Raw genomic sequence first — 17,559 nt, 5'->3', positions numbered from 1 at the left:
CCTATTCGTCTATCAACGACTGGTCGAGGATCGCCACCGAGACCAGGATCAGGAACGCCCGGTGGACCATGTAGTCGACGATCAGCCCCGGGGCGACGGACACCACACGGATGTCCTCGCCGCTGACGGCCTGCGACACGGGTGTGAAGGGATCCTCGGCCAGCTTCAGCAGACCGCGCTCCAGGAGCTTGCGCCGGTCTTCGGGCAGCGTGTCGCGCTGTGCGCGGCACGCTCGGTGAATTCGATCTGGTACACCACAGCTCCTCCGCGACGTTTGTCCTGCCGTCGGTATCCCGCGTCGAAGCGGTCAGCGTGCACCAGCCGGGAACAGCCCCAGCCGGTGGGCCATCGCCGCCGCCTCTCCCCGGCCCGAGACGCCCAGTTTGGCCAGGATGTTGGAGACGTGGACGCTGGCCGTCTTGGGGGAGATGAAGAGTTCCTCGGCGATCTGGCGGTTGGTGCGGCCGGCGGAGACCAGGCGCAGGACGTCCCGTTCGCGGCTGGTCAGGCCCAGGGACTCCGCCGGGTCCGCCGGGTCCGCCGTGGGACGGGGCGAGGTGGGGCTGAGGCGGGCGCGCTGGGCGAGGAGGGTGACGGCGTCGGCGAGGGGGCGGGCGCCCAGGTGGTCGGCGACGGTGGCGGACAGGCGGAGGAGTTCGGCCGCCCGGTCACGGTCGCCGGGGTCGGCGCCGTCCGTCAGCAGTGCCTCGGCGAGGCGGTGGCGGACCCGGGCGAGGTCGTAGGGGCGGTCCAGGGTCTCGAAGGCGGTGACGAGCCGTGACCAGGTGTCGGGGGTGTCGATGCCGTCGGCGCGTTGGAGTTCGGCGCGCACCCACTGTTCGTGGGCGAGCCAGACGGGGGCGTCCGTGGTGAGCTTCCGCGCGGTGCCGAAGATGCGTTCGAGGGTCGCGGGGCGGCCCGCGTCGACGGTGGGCAGAGCGCGGGCGTCCGCCTCCGCGGAGGCGGCGGCAAGGAGCAGCGGCCAGCCGTAGCGGTGGGTACCGGGCGGGAAGCCGGTGTCGAGGACGTGGCCCAGCGCGGTGCGGGCGTCGAGGAGACGGCCCTCGGCGGCGGCGACACCGATGGTGACCAGGGCGAGCATCAGGTCGTGCTGGGGCATGGGGTCGTGGGTGCCGAAGTGCTCGTGGGCGATGGCCAGTCGGCGCGCCGCCTCGGGCAGGTCGCCCCGGCCCAGGGCGAGCTGGGACAGGCAGACGGCGCCGGCGGCCTGCGGTTTGGCGCTGTGGCCGCGCCGTAGTGCGTTGGCCGCGGCGTCGGCGGCCTCGTCCCAGCGGCCGAGCGAGTACAGCGATTCGGAGAGGTTGTCCCACACCCAGGCCTCGGAGTCCAGCAGCCCGAACTTCCGGGTGTAGACGAGGCCCTCCTCCAGGATGCCGACGGAGTCCCGGGAGCGGCCGACCGCTTCGAGCCCGTTGGCTAGGTTGACGTAGGCGCGTCCGGCGACGAAGAGACTGTTCGCCGCGACCGACCTTTCCTTGACCGCGCGCATCTCCGCGAACCCGGCCTCCGTGGCCCCTGCGTCGACCAGGAGGGTGCCGTGGGTGAGGCGGGCGTGCAGCTCGGTCTCGGCGGCGCCCACCATGCGGGCGTACTCGACCGCCTGTTCGGCGGCGGCGAGGGCGTCGGGGCCCGGCGAGTGCAGCATCGACCAGGCGGCGACGTGGGCCAGGACCTCGGCGTGCACCGCCGAGGGCGGCAGGCCGCGTACGAGTTCCTGGGCGGTGCCGAGTTCCTTCCAGCCGTCGCCGCGGGACTGGGCCTGGACGAGGCGGGAGCGCTGGCACCAGAACCAGGCGGCGCGCAGGGGGTCGCCGTCGTCCTCAAGGAGGTGCAGCGCACGCTTGATGATCTTCAGGGCGCGTTCGCGTTCTCCGCTCAGCCGGCCCGCGACGGCGGCCTCGGCCATGAGGTCGAGGTAGCGCAGGGCGGTGGTGGCCGGGTCACAGCCGCAGGGAGGGTAGACCTCGGTGTGGTCGACGGGCCTGAGCGTGGCCCGTACGGCTTCGGAGGCGGCGTCCCACAGCTCCATCGCCCGTTCCAGCAGCCGTAGTTGCTCGGAGTAGGCGTACCGGCGGCGGGCGGTGACCGAGGCGTCCAGGACGGCGGGCAGGGCCTTGGCCGGGTCGTGGGCGTGGTACCAGTAGCTGGCCAGGCGCATGGCACGTTCGTCGGCGGGGACGAGCGTCGGGTCGGCTTCCAGTGCCTCGGCGTAGCGGCGGTTGAGGCGGGAGCGTTCGCCGGGGAGCAGGTCGTCGGCGACGGCCTCGCGGACCAGGGAGTGACGGAAGCGGTAGCCGTCACCGGCCGGGGTGACGAGCAGGAGGTTGGCGCCGACAGCTGCGCGCAGCGCCTCGATGAGGTCGTCCTCGGCGAGCCCGGCGACGGCGGCGAGCAGCCGGTACTCGACGGTGGAGCCGCCCTCGGCGACGGTCCGGGCGACCCGCTGGGCAGTCTCGGGCAGGCTTTCGACGCGGACCAGGAGAAGGTCCCGGAGGGTGTCCGTGAGCCGGGTGCGGCAGCCCTCGTGGGCGGCGACGGCGAGTTCCTCGACGAAGAAGGCGTTGCCGTCGGAGCGCTCGAAGATCTCGTCGACCTGGGCCGGTGCGGGTTCGGCTGCGAGGATGCCGGCGATCTGGCGGCCGACCTCGGCGCGGTTGAAGCGGCTCAGCTCGATCCGGCGGACCGTGCGCAGCCGGTCCAGTTCGGCGAGCAGGGGGCGCAGTGGGTGGCGGCGGTGGATGTCGTCGGCGCGGTAGGTGGCGAGGACGACGAGGCGGCCGGTGCGCAGGGTGCGGAAGAGGTAGGAGAGGAGGTGGCGGGTGGAGGCGTCGGCCCAGTGGAGGTCTTCGAGGGCGACGACGACCGTACGGTCCGCGGCGACACGTTCCAGGAGGCGCGCGGTGAGCTCGAAGAGGCGTGCCATGCCCTCCTCGTCGTGCCGCCCTGCGCCGGTCTCGCCCAACTCGGGCAGCAGCCGGGCCAGTTCCTCCTCCTGCCCGGCAGCGGCGGCGGCCAACTCGTCGGGCAGCGCGCGGCGCAGGGCGCGCAGGGCGGTGGAGAAGGGCGCGAACGGCAGCCCGTCGGCGCCGATCTCGACGCAGCCGCCGAGCGCGACGACAGCGCCCCGGGCACAGGCCGCTTCGGCGAACTCCTCGACCAGGCGCGTCTTGCCGACCCCCGCCTCCCCGCCGAGCAGCAACGCCTGCGGCTCGCCGGCGGCGGCGCGGGCGAGCGCGGCGTGCAACACCCCCAACTCATCGGCGCGACCGACGAACACCGGACAGACGGACCTGGTCTCCACGGGCCAGAGCATCGCACAGGGCTCTGACACAGCGGGACCGGATATCGAGCCGAGGGACAGGGGGACGGGCGAAGTGCCGGACGGGCCGGTCACCGAGACGGTGACCGGCCCGTGGTGGGTCGTGGGGCGGACGGCCGCGGCACGCGCGGGGAGGAACGACGCCGTGGGAGGGCCGCCCGCCCTTCCCCGGCTGTTCACGCGGCCCGGGTGAACCAGTGCCTGCGCTGGTGGTCGGTATGCACCTCGCCCTCGGCGGCCCGGCCGGCTGCCTCGCGGCGGGCGGCGCGGGCGCTGCGGACCGTTTCCCGGGCCAGGCGCTCGTCCGCGGCCTCGCGGCGCCGCTCGGCGGAACGGATCTGCTGGAGTTCGTACTCGAACATGTGATGCCCCTCGGGTTCTGGCGAGTCCGGTTGTTCTTCGCTTTCTGCGATGTCTCAACCTTCGTCTCCCAGGGGGGTCCGCCACATCGGGAGAGTTCCGCATCTTCCGAAGGGGTGGGGGCCTTAGAAACGGGTGAGGGGCCCCGGACGAGCCGTAAGGTACTTACGACCGGCCTAAGGCCCCTCATGACCTGCGGTGATTCCGCTCCCGTGTCAGGGCGCCGACGGCAGGCCCAGCAGCACGTCGGTGTACTTCAGGACCGCGAGGAGCAGCCCGAGGACGCCGAGGGCGACACCCGCCCAGGAGACCGACTTGATCCAGACGGCCTGCGGCTTCGCCGGGGCGCCGAACGCGGGCCGGGCGAGGGCTGCGACACCGACGAGCAGGGCGAGCAGCGCGAAGATGCCGCCCCACAGCGCGGTGGTCTGCCAGGCGTCGCCGTAGACCTCCTTGATCTGGGTGGCGACGCTCGCGGACGACGCGGTCCCCAGCTGGCCGACGAGGGTCTCGCGCGCGGCGGCCACCGTGCCCAGCCAGCTGCCGGTGAGGGAGACGAAACCGAGCACGGCGGACACGACGGCGGCAGCGCCCTGGCCCACACCGGAGGGACCGTCCTTCCCGGCCGCGAGCTCCGTCTCGTCGAGGTCCGTCAGGTCCTCGCCCTCGTACTCGTCCGCGTCGCCCAGGACCTCGACCTCGGTCTCGGCCGCGCTCTTCGCCGGCTGCTCGTCCTTGGTGATGTCCACCGTCTCCTTACCGCTGTTCACATCGTCGCTCTTCGCCTCGGTACCGGTCTCGGCGCCGGTCTCGTCTGCTGTCTTGGTTCCCATGCCTCGCACCGTACGGACGTCGTCTGAGAAGTTCCTTAATGATCCCTGTGAGCGGCACGCGCGCGTGCGTCTCGCCACTCGGGCGCGAGTACCGACCAGATCTCGGTGTCCGTGCGGACGCCCCGGTGCGGGTAGTTCTCCCGCAGCAGGCCCTCACGGCTCATGCCCAGCCGCCGCGCCACGTTGATGCTCGCTTCGTTGACGGACGACGCGTGCCACTCCACACGGTGTATGCCGCGTACGTCAATCGCCCAGTCGATGAGGACACGCATCGCGCGCGTGATCAGCCCGCGTCCGGTGCCTGCCGGTTCCAGCCAGCAGCCGACCTCGCAGTTGCCGTGCTCCGCGCTGAAGTTGAGGAACAGCACCCCGCCGACGAGCTTCCCGTCCAGCCAGATCCCGTGCAGCGACCCGGTGTCGGCGGCGTGCTGGTCGGCGTACCGCTGGAGCTGGTCCCGCGCGGAGTCGAGGTCCGTGGACTTCATGCCGAAGGGGATGTGCCGGGTGATGAACTCCCGCCCCCGGTCGAGGTGCGCGAGGAACTCCTCGGCGTGCCAGGGCTCCAGGGGCCGCAGTTCCGCCCCGTCGTCACCCAGGGATATCGCGTACATCCTTCGGTCGCTCCTTCACGAGTACGTCCATGACGTCGACGTCCGTCATGGCGTCCACGTCCTCCCGTGCGCGGTCCGTGGCGCGCGGCCCCGGAATGCTCGCACGGCCGGCCTCCTCGACGCCCGGCATTTCGGCGGCGGCGCGGCACTCGGGCGGTTCGATGCTGATGCGCGGCAGACGGCGGTCGAGCCATCGGGGCAGCCACCAGTTGGCGGCGCCGAGCAGATGCATCAGCGCGGGCACCAGGAGCGTACGCAGGACGAAGGCGTCGAGGGCGACGGCGGCGGCCAGGGCGATGCCGAACATGGCGATCACGCGGTCGCCGGAGAGGACGAAGGCGAGGAAGACGGAGATCATGATGACGGCCGCGGAGTTGATCACGCGGCTGGTCTCGGCGAGGCCGACCCGGACGGCCCGCCGGTTGTCGCCGGTCTCCAGCCACTCCTCGTACATCCGGCTGACCAGGAAGACCTGGTAGTCCATGGAGAGTCCGAAGAGGACCGACACCATGATCACGGGGAGGAAGGGCTCGATCGGGCCCGCGCTGCCGAGGCCCAGCAGTTCGCTCCCCCAGCCCCACTGGAAGATCGCGACGACGACACCGAACGAGGAGGCGACGGCGGCGACGTTCATCGCGGCGGCCTTGAGCGGGATGCCGATCGACCGGAACGCGAGCAGAAGCAGCAGACAGCCCAGGCCGATCACGACACCGACGAACAGCGGCAGCTTGCCGACGATCACGTCCGCGAAGTCGTCATAGCTCGCCGTGACCCCGCCGACATGCAGGTCGAGCGAGGTGCCGGTCTCCGCGCGCGGGAGCACCCTCTCGCGCAGCCGCTCCACCAGGTCGCTGGTCCGCGCGGACTGCGGGGAGGACTCCGGTACGACGGTGAGGTACCCGGTGGAGCCGTCCGCGCTGTAGGTCACCGGCGAGGACGACGCGACGCCCTCGGTGGTCCGGAGGGTCGCGGCGAGGTTGTCGAGGACGAGCTTGTCCTCGGCGTCGGAGACGGGCGTGACCAGGGTGAGCGGGCCGTTGACGCCGGGACCGAAGCCGTCGGCGAGGAGGTCGTAGGCCTGGCGTGTGGTCGTCGCCTTCGGGTTGTTTCCCTGGTCGGAGGTGCCGAGGTGGAGCGAGAGGGTGGGCAGGGCGAGCAGCGCCATGACGACCAGGGCGGCGGCGCCGAGCGCCTTGGGGTGGCGCTCGACGAACGCGGACCAGCGGGCGGCGAATCCCGTGGGCAGCTCCGGCTCGGGCCCGTGCCCGGCCAGTCTGCGCCGCTCGCGCCGGCTCAGGGCGCGCGGCCCGATGTACGACAGCAGGGCGGGGAGCAGGGTCACGGAGGCCGCGACGGTCAGGACCACCGTCAGCGAGGCCGCGATCGCGACCCCGTTGAGGAAGCCCAGCCGCAGGATCAGCATCCCCAGGAGGGCGATGCAAACGGTCGCACCCGCGAAGACGACGGCGCGTCCGGTGGTCGTGACGGCGTTGGTGGCGGCCTCGGTGACGGACAGGCCGCGCTTGAGGCCGCGTCGGTGTCTGGTGACGATGAACAGCGCGTAGTCGATGCCCACGCCGAGCCCGATCAGCATGCCGAGCATGGGCGCGAAGTCCGCGACGGTCATCGCGTGCCCGAGGAGCACGATCCCGGCGTACGCCGTGCCGACGCTCACCAGGGCGGTGGCGATGGGCAGCAGGGAGGCGGCGAGCGAGCCGAAGGCGAGGAACAGCACGACGGCCGCGACGACCACACCGACGGCCTCAGCGAGGTGGCCGCCGGACGACTCGGTGAGCGCGATGGCGCTGCCGCCCAGCTCCACCTGGAGCCCGTCGGCCCGCGCCGCCCCGGCCGCGTCGACGACGGCCCGGGCCTCGTCCTCACCGATGTCCTCGGCGGACCTGTCGAAGGTGACGGTGGCGTACGCCGTACGCCCGTCGGCACTGATGCGGCCGGTGCCGCGGCCCTCGTAGGGGCTGACGACCGAGGCCACTCCGGGCAGGTCGGCGATGCGGTCCAGGGTGCGGGTCATCGTCTGTTCGACGTCGGCGGCACGGACCGTGCCGGAGCCGGTGTGCCAGACGACGGTGTCGGTGTCGCCGCCGAGACCGGGGAAACCTCTCTCCAGGAGCTGGGTGGCGCGGCCCGACTCGGTGCCGGGGACTTCGTAGTCGTTCGAGTACGCCGAGCCCACGACGGCCGCGGCGGCGGTCGCTCCGCCGAAGGCGGCGAGCCAGATCAGGACAACGGCGAGGCGGTGCCTGACACACCAGCGTGCGAGGACTGCCACAGACGTGCTCCCTGGAGGAAAGGTGGATCTTTGACCGGGAACAGTCGTGAATGAACAGAACGGCCCGCAAAGAAACGAAAGAAGGCAAGAGCGTTACCGGACCACTGTTGCAGGCGATAGTGATCGTTTGACGTGTCAGTGCCCTTATTCACAAGAGTGCGAGTCACGTCACAGGACAACCGGCCGAACTCTGTCGTCTCAGTCGAACTGGTCCCCGAGAGCCATCACCATCACCCCGGCGATCAGCAGCCACAGAGCCCGACGGGTACGCCCCCGCGCCCCCAGCACCGACGCGAGCCCGCAGACGGCGGCGCCGAAGGCGTACGCGCCGGGTACCAGCAGGGGCGCGGAGCCCGTGAGGCGGAGCGTCGAGGCAGCGAGCCCCACGAGGGCCAGCAGCACCCCGCTCCCGGTCGCCGTCCAGCGGGCGCGCCGCGCGTCCAGCGCCGCGTCCCCGTACTCCTCGGAGTCCCCCTCGTGTTCGTCGGTCCCGTCCTTCTCGTCCATGGCGGGGGAGCGTAGCGCGCCCACCTGAAATTCGGATGCGGGCGCCGGATGCCCACTGCTAGCGTCCGGCCGTCGACTGTCCGTACCCGGCTTTCCGCCGCCTTTCCGAGCAGGTGCATTGTTTGAAGGTCCGACCGAGCTCCGAAGCCTTCCGTTCTTTCTCGTCACAGAACCCGAGGAGCCCGCTCACCGATGTCCGACATCACCTCCAGGACCTCGAACGACCGTCCCGACCCGCTCGCTGACCGGCTGAACCACCCCCACTACCCGCGCAGCGGCCACTACGACGCCCGCTGGACCATCGACAACCAGATGGGCCCGCACGCCCTGTGGCTGCTGGAGTGGCTGGCTCCCGTGCTCGGCCTCGACACCCTCCCGCCGGGCGCCCGGGTGCTCGACCTGGGCTGCGGCAAGGCCATGACGTCCGTCTTCCTCGCCAAGGAGTACGACGTCCAGGTCACCGCCGCCGACCTGTGGATCGAGCCCGCCAAGAACGCCCGCCGCATCGCCGAGGCGGGCGTCGCCGACCGGGTGCTGCCCGTGTACGCCGAGGCACACCAACTGCCTTTCGGTGACGGGTCGTTCGACGCGATCGTGAGCATCGACGCCTATCAGTACTTCGGCACGGACGACCTGTATCTGCCCACCCTCACCCGGCTGCTGAAGCCGGGCGGGCGGATCGGTGTCGTCGTACCGGCGCTGCGCGAGGAGCCGGACGGCGTGGAGCCGCCGGAGCACCTCAAGCCGTTCTGGGACCCGGGGTTCTGGTCGTTCCACACCGCCGACTGGTGGCGGCGGCAGTGGTCGCGCAGCGGGGCCGTGACGGTGGAGGCCGCCGACTGGCTGCCGGACGGCTGGCGCGACTGGCTGCTGTGGAGCGAGGTCTGCGCCCAGGAGAGCACCGAGGAGTTCATGGCCGGCATGGCCCGCGACTCGGTGGAACTGCTCAACGCCGACCAGGGGCGGTCCCTGGGCTTCGTACGGGTCGTGGGACGCCGTACGTGATCACGTAGACGAGTAGCGGAGGGCAAAGGCCGAGGGGCGCATCGGAAACCCGATGCGCCCCTCAGTCACGGTGCTCGGCTCAGCCCTCGCTGACGCCCAGCTGCTCAAGGATCAGTTCCTTGACGCGGGCCGCGTCGGCCTGACCGCGGGTCGCCTTCATGACCGCGCCGACCAGGGCTCCGACCGCGGCCACCTTGCCGCCGCGGATCTTGTCGGCGATGCCCGGGTTGCCGGCGATGGCCTCCTGGACGGCCGTGTTGAGCGCGCCGTCGTCGGAGACGACCTTCAGTCCGCGCTTCTCGACGACCTCGTCCGGGCCGCCCTCACCCGCGAGAACGCCCTCGATGACCTGGCGGGCCAGCTTGTCGTTCAGGTCGCCGGAGCTGACCAGCGCGGCGACCCGGGCGACCTGCTCGGGCGTGATGGCCAGTTCGTCGATCGCGGTGCCCGACTCGTTGGCGCTGCGCGCGAGTTCGCCCATCCACCACTTGCGGGCGGAGGCCGCGTCGGCACCGGCGCCGATGGTGCTGACGATGAGGTCGATGGCACCGGCGTTGAGCATCGACTGCATGTCGGTCGACGTGACGCCCCACTCCGCGAGGAGCCGGTTGCGGCGGGCCAGCGGCAGTTCGGGCAGCCCGGCGCGGATCTCCTCGACCCACTCGCGGGAGGGGGCCACCGGCACCAGGTCCGGCTCGGGGAAGTACCGGTAGTCCTCGGCCTCCTCCTTCACGCGGCCCGAGGTGGTCGACCCGGTGTCCTCGTGGAAATGCCGGGTCTCCTGGATGATCGTCCCGCCCGAGTTCAGTACGGCGGCGTGCCGCTGGATCTCGAAACGGGCCGCACGCTCCACGGAACGCAGCGAGTTGACGTTCTTCGTCTCGCTGCGGGTGCCGAACCTCTCGCGGCCGTGCGGGCGCAGCGACAGGTTCACGTCGCAGCGCATCTGCCCCTGGTCCATGCGGGCTTCCGAGACACCGAGCGCCTTGATGAGTTCGCGCAGCTCGGCGACGTACGCCTTGGCGACCTCGGGAGCGCGCTCGCCGGCGCCCTCGATCGGCTTGGTGACGATCTCGATGAGGGGGATGCCGGCGCGGTTGTAGTCGAGGAGCGAGTGCGAGGCGCCGTGGATACGGCCCGTCGCGCCGCCGACGTGCAGCGACTTGCCGGTGTCCTCCTCCATGTGGGCGCGCTCGATCTCCACGCGGAAGGTCTCGCCGTCCTCCAGCTGGACGTCGAGGTACCCGTTGAAGGCGATCGGCTCGTCGTACTGGGAGGTCTGGAAGTTCTTCGGCATGTCCGGATAGAAGTAGTTCTTCCGGGCGAAGCGGCACCACTCGGCGATCTCGCAGTGGAGCGCGAGACCGATCTTGATGGCGGACTCGACGCCGATCGCGTTGACGACCGGGAGCGCGCCGGGCATGCCGAGGCAGGTCGGGCAGGTCTGCGAGTTGGGCTCGCCGCCCAGCTCGGTCGAACAGCCGCAGAACATCTTGGTGCGGGTGCCCAGTTCGACATGGACCTCAAGGCCCATGACGGGGTCGTACGACGCCAACGCGTCCTCGTACGACACCAGTTCGGTGTCGGTCGTGGTGGTCACGGTGAAAACTTCCCTCTCAGCCCAGCAGGACGTCGTCGTCGCCCAGCCGCTTCAGCTCGCGGTAGAGGATGGCGAGGCCGGTGACGATGGCGACGGCGGACACGGTGGCGTCGACCAGGACCAGGGTGTCCTTGTCGGCGCGGGCCTTCTTGAGCCGCTTGGCGACACCGAGAGCGCCGAACGCGGTCCCGGCGATGGACAGGTACGTCCCGGACTTGGACTTCTTGAAGCCCTTGGCCTTCGAAAGAGCATTGCTCACAGCGACGGTGCCTCCTCAAGCAGCGGGTGCCCCCACTTTTCCACGAACGCCGCCTCGACGGCCGCGCCGACCTTGTAAAGACGGTCGTCCTTGAGTGCCGGGGCGATGATCTGGAGTCCGACCGGCAGTCCGTCCTCCGGTGCGAGACCGCAGGGCAGGGACATGGCCGCGTTGCCGGCCAGGTTGGTCGGGATGGTGCAGAGGTCCGCGAGGTACATCGCCATCGGGTCGTCGGCACGCTCGCCGATCGGGAAGGCGGTGGTGGGCGTGGTCGGGGAGACGATCACGTCCACCGACTCGAACGCCTTCTCGAAGTCCCGGGTGATGAGCGTACGGACCTTCTGGGCGCTGCCGTAGTACGCGTCGTAGTAGCCGGAGCTGAGCGCGTACGTGCCGAGCATGATGCGGCGCTTGACCTCGGGTCCGAAGCCCTCCGCCCGGGTGAGCGAGGTGACCTCCTCGGCGGAGTGCGTGCCGTCGTCGCCGCTGCGCAGGCCGTAGCGGAGCCCGTCGAAGCGGGCGAGGTTGGACGAGCACTCGCTCGGCGCGATCAGGTAGTAGGCGGAGAGCGCCAGGTCGAAGGACGGGCAGTCCAGCTCGACGATCTCGGCCCCGAGGTCCTTCAGCAGGGCGACGGACTCGTCGAAGCGCTGGATGACGCCGGCCTGGTAGCCCTCGCCGCGGAACTGCTTGACGACACCGACGCGCATGCCCTCGACGCTGCCGTTGCGCGCGGCCTCGACGACCGGCGGGACCGGCGCGTCGATCGAGGTGGAGTCGAGCGGGTCGTGCCCGGCGATGGCCTCGTGCAGGAGCGCGGCGTCCAGGACCGTACGGGCGCAGGGCCCGCCCTGGTCGAGGGAGGACGAGAAGGCGACCATGCCGTACCGCGACACGGCACCGTACGTCGGCTTGACGCCGACCGTGCCGGTGACGGAGGCGGGCTGGCGGATGGAACCGCCGGTGTCCGTACCGATGGCCAGCGGCGCCTGGAAGGAGGCGAGCGCGGCCGAGGAACCGCCACCGGAGCCGCCGGGGATACGCGTGAGGTCCCACGGGTTGCCGGTGGGCCCGTACGCGCTGTTCTCGGTGCTCGACCCCATGGCGAACTCGTCCATGTTGGTCTTGCCGAGGATGACGACGTCGGCGGCCTTCAGCCGCTTGGTGACGGTCGCGTCGTACGGCGGGATCCACCCTTCGAGCATCTTGGACCCGACGGTGGTCGGGATCCCCTCGGTGGTGAAGATGTCCTTGAGCGCGAGGGGTACGCCGGCCAGCGGGCCCAGCGTCTCCCCGCGCTCGCGCTTGGCGTCGACGGCCCGGGCCTGGGCGAGAGCACCCTCCCGGTCGACGTGCAGGAAGGCGTGCACCTTCTCGTCGACGGCCTCGATCCGGGCCAGGTGGGCCTCGGTGACCTGTACGGCGGTGAGCTCGCCGGAGGCGATCTTCGCGGCGGTCTCGGCGGCGGTGAGCCGGATGATGTTGACGTTGCTGTTGTCCGACATGGTGATTAGTCCTCCCCCAGGATCTGCGGCACCTTGAAACGCTGCTGCTCCTGGGCGGGGGCGCCGGAGAGCGCCTGCTCGGGGGTGAGCGACGGACGGACCTCGTCCGCGCGCATGACGTTCGTCAGCGGCAGCGGGTGCGAGGTCGGCGGTACGTCTTGGTCGGCGACCTCGCTGACGCGGGCGACCGCGCCGATGATGTCGTCGAGCTGGCCTGCGAAGTGGTCGAGCTCTTCGCCCTTCAGCTCCAGACGCGCCAGCCGTGCGAGGTGGGCGACCTCCTCGCGCGTGATGCCAGGCATGCAGCGATCCTCTGGGGTGAGTGCGGTGTGGGTTTTGGCCCCAATCCTAGGGGGCGGGCGGGACAACCCGCGCACGGGTTTGCCTCAGGCGGCCGGCAGCCGCCAATGGCGCCGAGCCCTCATGGCAGAGCTCACCCTTGAATCGGGGGATGAACGGGCGGTGCGCGGGTGGGAGATCTCCCTACGATTCCGCGGCGGGCAAGGCCGCCCGCGGACGCTGCCACCCCCGGGTCCCCCGCGCCAGCAACCACGCGGTGGCCTCCTCGGGAGGCATCGCGGCGGCGACGAGCCACCCCTGCACCGCGTCACACCCCATGTCCCGCAACCGCTCCCACGTCTCGTCGTCCTCGACGCCCTCGGCGACCACGAGCAGCCCCAGGGAGTGCGCGAGATCCACCGTGCACCGCACGATCTCCGCGTCCTCCGTGTCCACCGCCAGGCGCGCCACGAACGACCGGTCGATCTTCAGCTCACTGACCGGCAGCCGCCGCAGATGCACCAGCGAGGAGTACCCCGTACCGAAGTCGTCCAGGGACATCTTCACGCCGTGCCCGGTCAGCGCGGCCAGGGTGTCCGCGGCCTTCTGCGGATCCTCCAGGAGCACGTGTTCCGTTATCTCCAGCTGGAGCGCCCCCGCCGGGACCCCGTGCCGGGCCAGCCGCGCGGCGACGGAACCGGCGAAGCCCGGGGTGTGGACGTCGCGCGGGGAGACGTTGACGGCGACCGGGACGAACAGGCCCTGGGAGCGCCACCTCGCCACCTGTTCGAGCGCCGTCTCCAGTACGTACTCCGTGAGGTGGGGCATCAGCCCGGACGACTCGGCGATCGCTATGAACTCGTCCGGCGGCACCTTCCCGCGTTCCGGGTGCACCCACCGCACCAGCGCCTCCAGGCCGGCGACCTGTCCGTCGAAGCGCACCTTGGGCTGGTAGTGCAGCTCGACCTCGTGCGCGTCGAGCGCGCGCCGCAGGTCGCCCAGCAGGCCGAGCCGGTCCGGGGTGTTCGAGTCGCGCTTGGACTCGTACACCTCGACGCCCGTACGGTCCCGCTTCGCCTGGTACATCGCGACGTCCGCGCGCCGCAGCAGTCCCTCCGCGTCGAGCGCGTGGTCGGGGAAGACGGCGAGGCCCGCGCTGGCCTCCAGGACGAGGGTGAGTCCGTCGAGGTCCAGCGGGGAGCCGAGCACGGTGACCAGGTTGCGGGCGACGCGGGTGGCCGACGTCGTGGAGTCGACGACCGGCAGTAAGACGGCGAACTCGTCGCCGCCGAGCCGTGCGGCCTCCGCACCGCGCGGCAGGGCGAGGCGCAGCCGGTCGGCTATCTGGAGGAGAAGGCGGTCACCGGCGAGATGGCCCAGCGTGTCGTTGACGGACCGGAAGCGGTCGAGGTCTATGAGCATCAACGCGGCCCGCGCATCGATGCGTTCGGCATCGTCGAGGGCCGACCAGGTGCGCTCCAGGAGCCACTGTCTGTTGGGCAGTCCGGTCAGTGGGTCGCGCAGCTGTTCCTCGGCCCGGGCCCTGGCTATCCACAGGGTGGAGTCGAGGGCGATGAGAGGGATGGCGAACAGGGGCAGCAGGATCGGCAGGGCGACGGCGACGACGCAGATCAGCGGCGCGATGGCGAGCAGCGCGACCGCGACCAGGCCCTGTCTGACCAGGGCGGAGCGGGCGACGGTGGGCAGTCCGCCGCGCGGGGTGTGCAGATACCAGAGCAGGGTGCGGGTGAGCGCCAGGTAGGTGACCGCGATCAGCGTCACCTCGGGCGCCGTGTAGACGCTCCAGGTCTGCGGGTCCCACGGCGTCTCGACGGAGGGGACCCGGCCGAACGCGGCGAGCACCAGCGCCCCGGCGCCGATGCCGAGGATGTCCACCGCACCGTGCAGGAGGCCCTGCCGCCAGCGGTGGCGCCGGGCCACACCGACCAGGACGACGACGGTGAGGCTGACCATGCCGGCCGGCACCCACCCGTACAGCAGGAGTACGGAGAGGGTGAGGGCGGCGCCCGAGCCGGTGCCGCCCCACCAGCGGGCGCGGCCGAGGGCGACGAGGTGGCCGACGATGACACCGGTGAGCACGGCGAGGGCCCAGCCGACGGTGCCGGACGGGAAGAGCGCGCTGTGGCCGGTGAAACCGCGGTAGAAGCCGGCGCCGAGGACGAAACCGCCCGCCGCGACGACCGCCGCGGGCAGTGCGGGCCAGGACAGCTGGCGCGCGGGGTCGTGGGCGTGCAGGTGGGCGACGCGTTCCTCGGCGGTGAGGTGGGCCGTCAGCGGGGTCGACACCCTGCTGTCGGCGACGATGCGCTGTCCGGTGCCGCCCGCCGCGCCTGTTCTGCCGGCCCGTCCGGTCGTGAGGACACCGACGCCCGCCCGTTCCAGGAACCGTGCCGTCCGACGGGCCGCGCCCGGTTGCCGGGCGGGCTCGGGACGGCCCGCGAGGCGGGCGGAGCCCCAGCGCAGGGCGCCGGATATCCGGCGTCCGCGCAGCCGTGAGGGAGGGGCGGCGCTTTCGGTCGGTTCCATTCCCGTCCCTCTCACAGCCGGCGGTGCCCACGCCACGCGGTCCGATGTCCGTCAGCCGTCAACGGCACCGCGTCCGAAACCGCATCCGGGCACGGCAGGCGCATACGTCAACAGTAGGCCGCAGAAGGCTTCCACGGGCAGCGGTCGTCGACGGTTGCCCGAATGCGACCGGCCACCCGTATGCATCTGGTATGCGCCGATCGGGTGGTCTTCAACCCCTACTCCTCGTTCGGAAGTGCTGCTTCGGCCGCTGCCTCGGGTCCCTGTTCGAGCAACACGGCAAAGCCGTCCTCGTTCAGAACGGGCACCTTCAGCTGCATCGCCTTGTCGAACTTCGAACCAGGATTGTCACCCACAACCACGAAAGACGTCTTCTTCGAAACAGAACCGGTCACCTTTGCTCCACGGCTCTGCAGCGCCTCCTTCGCGCCGTCCCGGGTGTGGTGTTCGAGTGTGCCGGTCACGACGACGGTGAGCCCTTCGAGCGGGCGCGGCCCCTCGTCCTCGCCGGAGTTCTCCTCCTCCACACGGACTCCGGCGGCCCGCCACTTGCGCAGGATCTCCTGGTGCCAGTCCACCGCGAACCACTCCTTGAGCGAGGCCGCGATGATCGGGCCGACCCCGTCCGTGGTGGCCAACTCCTCCTCCGAGGCCTGCTCGATGCGCTCGATCGAGCGGAATTCGCGGGCCAGCGCCTCGGCGGCGACCGGACCGACATGCCTGATCGACAGACCGGTGATGATCCGGGCCAGCGGACGGTCCTTGGCCGCGGCGATGTTGGCGAGCATCGAGACCGCGTTCTTCCTGGGCTCGCCCTCCTGGTTGGCGAAGACCGTGGCGATCTTCTCCTCACCGGTCTTCGGGTCCCGCTTGGGCAGCCCGCTGTCCTGGTCGAGGACGTACGCCTTGATGGGCAGCAGGCGCTCGATGGTGAGGTCGAAGAGGTCGCCCTCGTCGACGAGCGGCGGCTCGGACGGCTCCAGCGGTTTGGTGAGCGCGGCGGCGGCCACGTAGCCGAAGTTCTCGATGTCCAGGCACTTGCGCCCGGCGAGATAGAAGAGCCGCTCTCTCAACTGGGCGGGGCAGCTCTGCCCGTTGGGGCAGCGGAGGTCGACGTCGGCCTCCTTCATGGGCCGCAGCGGCGTACCGCACTCGGGGCACTCGGCCGGCATCACGAAGGGCTTCTCCGTGCCGTCGCGCAGGTCGGCGACCGGGCCGAGGATCTCCGGGATGACGTCACCGGCCTTGCGCAGCACCACGGTGTCGCCGATGAGCACGCCCTTGGCCTTGACGACGTCCTGGTTGTGCAGGGTGGCGAACTCGACCTCCGAGCCGGCCACCGTCACCGGCTCGACCTGCGCGTACGGCGTGACCCTGCCCGTACGGCCCACGCCCACGCGGATGTTGATGAGCTTGGTGTTGACCTCCTCGGGCGCGTACTTCCAGGCGATCGCCCAGCGGGGGGCGCGCGAGGTCGAGCCGAGGCGGCCCTGGAGCGGGATCTCGTCGAGCTTGACGACGACCCCGTCGATCTCGTGCTCGACGGAGTGCCGGTTCTCGCCGTAGTACGCGATGAACTCCCGTACGCCGTCGAGGTCGTCGACCCGCTTCGCGTACCGCGTGGTCGGCAGGCCCCACTCGTGCAGGAGGGTGTACGCCTCGGAGAGACGGGTCAGCGCCTCGTAGCCCTCCAGGGCGCCGATGCCGTGGACCACCATGTGCAGCGGGCGCGTCGCGGTGACGCGCGGGTCCTTCTGCCGGAGCGAACCGGCCGCCGCGTTGCGCGGGTTGGCGAACGGCTTGTCGCCGCCCTCCACCAGACGGGCGTTCAGCTCCTCGAACTTCTCCATCGGGAAGTAGACCTCGCCACGGATCTCCACCAGGTCAGGGACACGGTCGCCCGTCAGCCGGTCCGGGATCTCGGCGATCGTCCGCACGTTGGGCGTGATGTCCTCGCCGGTGCGGCCGTCGCCGCGGGTCGCCGCGCGTGTGAGACGCCCGTGCTCGTACGTCAGGTTGACGGCCAGGCCGTCGACCTTCAGCTCGCACAGGAAGTGGTGCTCCGATGCGCCGACGTCCTTGTGGACGCGCTCCGCCCACGCCGCCAACTCCAGGTCGTCGAAGGCGTTGTCGAGGGAGAGCATGCGTGAGCGGTGCTCCACGGAGGTGAACTCCGTCTCGTACGCCCCCGAGACCTTCTGGGTCGGGGAGTCGGGGGTGCGCAGCTCCGGATACTCCTCCTCCAGCGCCTCCAGGGTGCGCAGGAGCTTGTCGAACTCCGCGTCACTGACGACGGGAGCGTCGTTCACGTAGTACCGGAAGCGGTGCTCCTCGATGCGCTCGGCGAGCTGGGCGTGCCTGTCGCGCGCCTCGGCGGGCACCGATGTGGTCTGTGCGTGCTGTTCGCCGGCCACCGTATTGTC

General features: G+C 71.0%; 14 protein-coding genes. 1 reads left to right on the top strand and 13 read right to left on the bottom strand.

The window, feature by feature from the left end; genetic code table 11:
- Nucleotide 1: 1 nt before the first annotated feature.
- The 7 genes from IEY89_RS41065 to IEY89_RS32100 form a co-directional block, all read right to left on the bottom strand.
- The gene (locus IEY89_RS41065) at nucleotides 2-139 is read right to left on the bottom strand and encodes a hypothetical protein (RefSeq protein WP_229695524.1); all 138 of its coding nucleotides are present in this window, start codon (nucleotides 137-139) and stop codon (nucleotides 2-4) included.
- Between the two features lie 168 nt (nucleotides 140-307).
- Nucleotides 308-3,334: a helix-turn-helix transcriptional regulator gene (locus IEY89_RS32125; RefSeq protein ID WP_189151043.1), complete on the bottom strand. Its 3,027-nt coding sequence runs from the start codon at nucleotides 3,332-3,334 to the stop codon at nucleotides 308-310.
- A 182-nt stretch (nucleotides 3,335-3,516) separates the two neighbouring features.
- Entirely contained in the window at nucleotides 3,517-3,702 is a 186-nt protein-coding gene (locus tag IEY89_RS32120; RefSeq protein WP_189151042.1) for a hypothetical protein, read from the bottom strand.
- 213 nt (nucleotides 3,703-3,915) lie between these two features.
- Nucleotides 3,916-4,533, bottom strand: coding sequence for a hypothetical protein (locus tag IEY89_RS32115; RefSeq protein ID WP_189151041.1), 618 nt, complete (start codon nucleotides 4,531-4,533; stop codon nucleotides 3,916-3,918).
- A 35-nt stretch (nucleotides 4,534-4,568) separates the two neighbouring features.
- On the bottom strand, nucleotides 4,569-5,144 hold the full coding sequence (locus IEY89_RS32110) for a GNAT family N-acetyltransferase (RefSeq protein ID WP_189151040.1): 576 nt from the start codon (nucleotides 5,142-5,144) through the stop codon (nucleotides 4,569-4,571).
- Nucleotides 5,122-7,434 (bottom strand): MMPL family transporter, encoded by a 2,313-nt coding sequence (locus tag IEY89_RS32105; protein WP_189151039.1) that lies wholly within the window; start codon nucleotides 7,432-7,434, stop codon nucleotides 5,122-5,124. The genes IEY89_RS32110 and IEY89_RS32105 overlap by 23 nt, the downstream gene beginning before the upstream one ends.
- A 198-nt stretch (nucleotides 7,435-7,632) precedes the next feature.
- Nucleotides 7,633-7,941, bottom strand: coding sequence for a hypothetical protein (locus IEY89_RS32100; RefSeq protein WP_189151038.1), 309 nt, complete (start codon nucleotides 7,939-7,941; stop codon nucleotides 7,633-7,635).
- A 192-nt stretch (nucleotides 7,942-8,133) separates the two neighbouring features.
- Here IEY89_RS32100 and IEY89_RS32095 point away from each other — a divergent pair, with 192 nt between their 5' ends.
- Nucleotides 8,134-8,946: an SAM-dependent methyltransferase gene (locus IEY89_RS32095; protein WP_189151037.1), complete on the top strand. Its 813-nt coding sequence runs from the start codon at nucleotides 8,134-8,136 to the stop codon at nucleotides 8,944-8,946.
- Between the two features lie 79 nt (nucleotides 8,947-9,025).
- Here IEY89_RS32095 and gatB read toward each other — a convergent pair whose 3' ends face one another.
- From gatB to ligA, 6 genes are all read right to left on the bottom strand, one after another.
- Complete coding sequence (gene gatB, locus IEY89_RS32090; protein ID WP_189151036.1) at nucleotides 9,026-10,546, bottom strand: Asp-tRNA(Asn)/Glu-tRNA(Gln) amidotransferase subunit GatB; 1,521 nt, start codon at nucleotides 10,544-10,546, stop codon at nucleotides 9,026-9,028.
- Between the two features lie 16 nt (nucleotides 10,547-10,562).
- The gene (locus tag IEY89_RS32085) at nucleotides 10,563-10,805 is read right to left on the bottom strand and encodes a hypothetical protein (RefSeq protein ID WP_189151035.1); all 243 of its coding nucleotides are present in this window, start codon (nucleotides 10,803-10,805) and stop codon (nucleotides 10,563-10,565) included.
- Nucleotides 10,802-12,310, bottom strand: coding sequence for an Asp-tRNA(Asn)/Glu-tRNA(Gln) amidotransferase subunit GatA (gene gatA, locus IEY89_RS32080; RefSeq protein WP_189151034.1), 1,509 nt, complete (start codon nucleotides 12,308-12,310; stop codon nucleotides 10,802-10,804). Before gatA ends, IEY89_RS32085 begins: the two co-directional genes overlap by 4 nt.
- Nucleotides 12,311-12,315: 5 nt before the next feature.
- Nucleotides 12,316-12,612, bottom strand: a complete 297-nt coding sequence (gene gatC, locus IEY89_RS32075) for an Asp-tRNA(Asn)/Glu-tRNA(Gln) amidotransferase subunit GatC (RefSeq protein WP_015036350.1) — start codon at nucleotides 12,610-12,612, stop codon at nucleotides 12,316-12,318.
- A gap of 181 nt (nucleotides 12,613-12,793) precedes the next feature.
- A complete protein-coding gene (locus IEY89_RS32070; protein ID WP_189151033.1) occupies nucleotides 12,794-15,136 on the bottom strand; it encodes a putative bifunctional diguanylate cyclase/phosphodiesterase in 2,343 nt (780 codons plus the stop codon).
- A gap of 218 nt (nucleotides 15,137-15,354) precedes the next feature.
- Nucleotides 15,355-17,550, bottom strand: a complete 2,196-nt coding sequence (gene ligA / locus IEY89_RS32065; RefSeq protein ID WP_189151032.1) for an NAD-dependent DNA ligase LigA — start codon at nucleotides 17,548-17,550, stop codon at nucleotides 15,355-15,357.
- Nucleotides 17,551-17,559 lie beyond the last annotated feature (9 nt).

The organism is Streptomyces lacrimifluminis (genome assembly GCF_014646095.1).
Classification (GTDB): domain Bacteria; phylum Actinomycetota; class Actinomycetes; order Streptomycetales; family Streptomycetaceae; genus Streptomyces; species Streptomyces lacrimifluminis.
The sequence above is the reverse complement of the archived record's forward strand: the minus strand, read 5'-3'. Positions and strand labels throughout refer to the sequence as shown.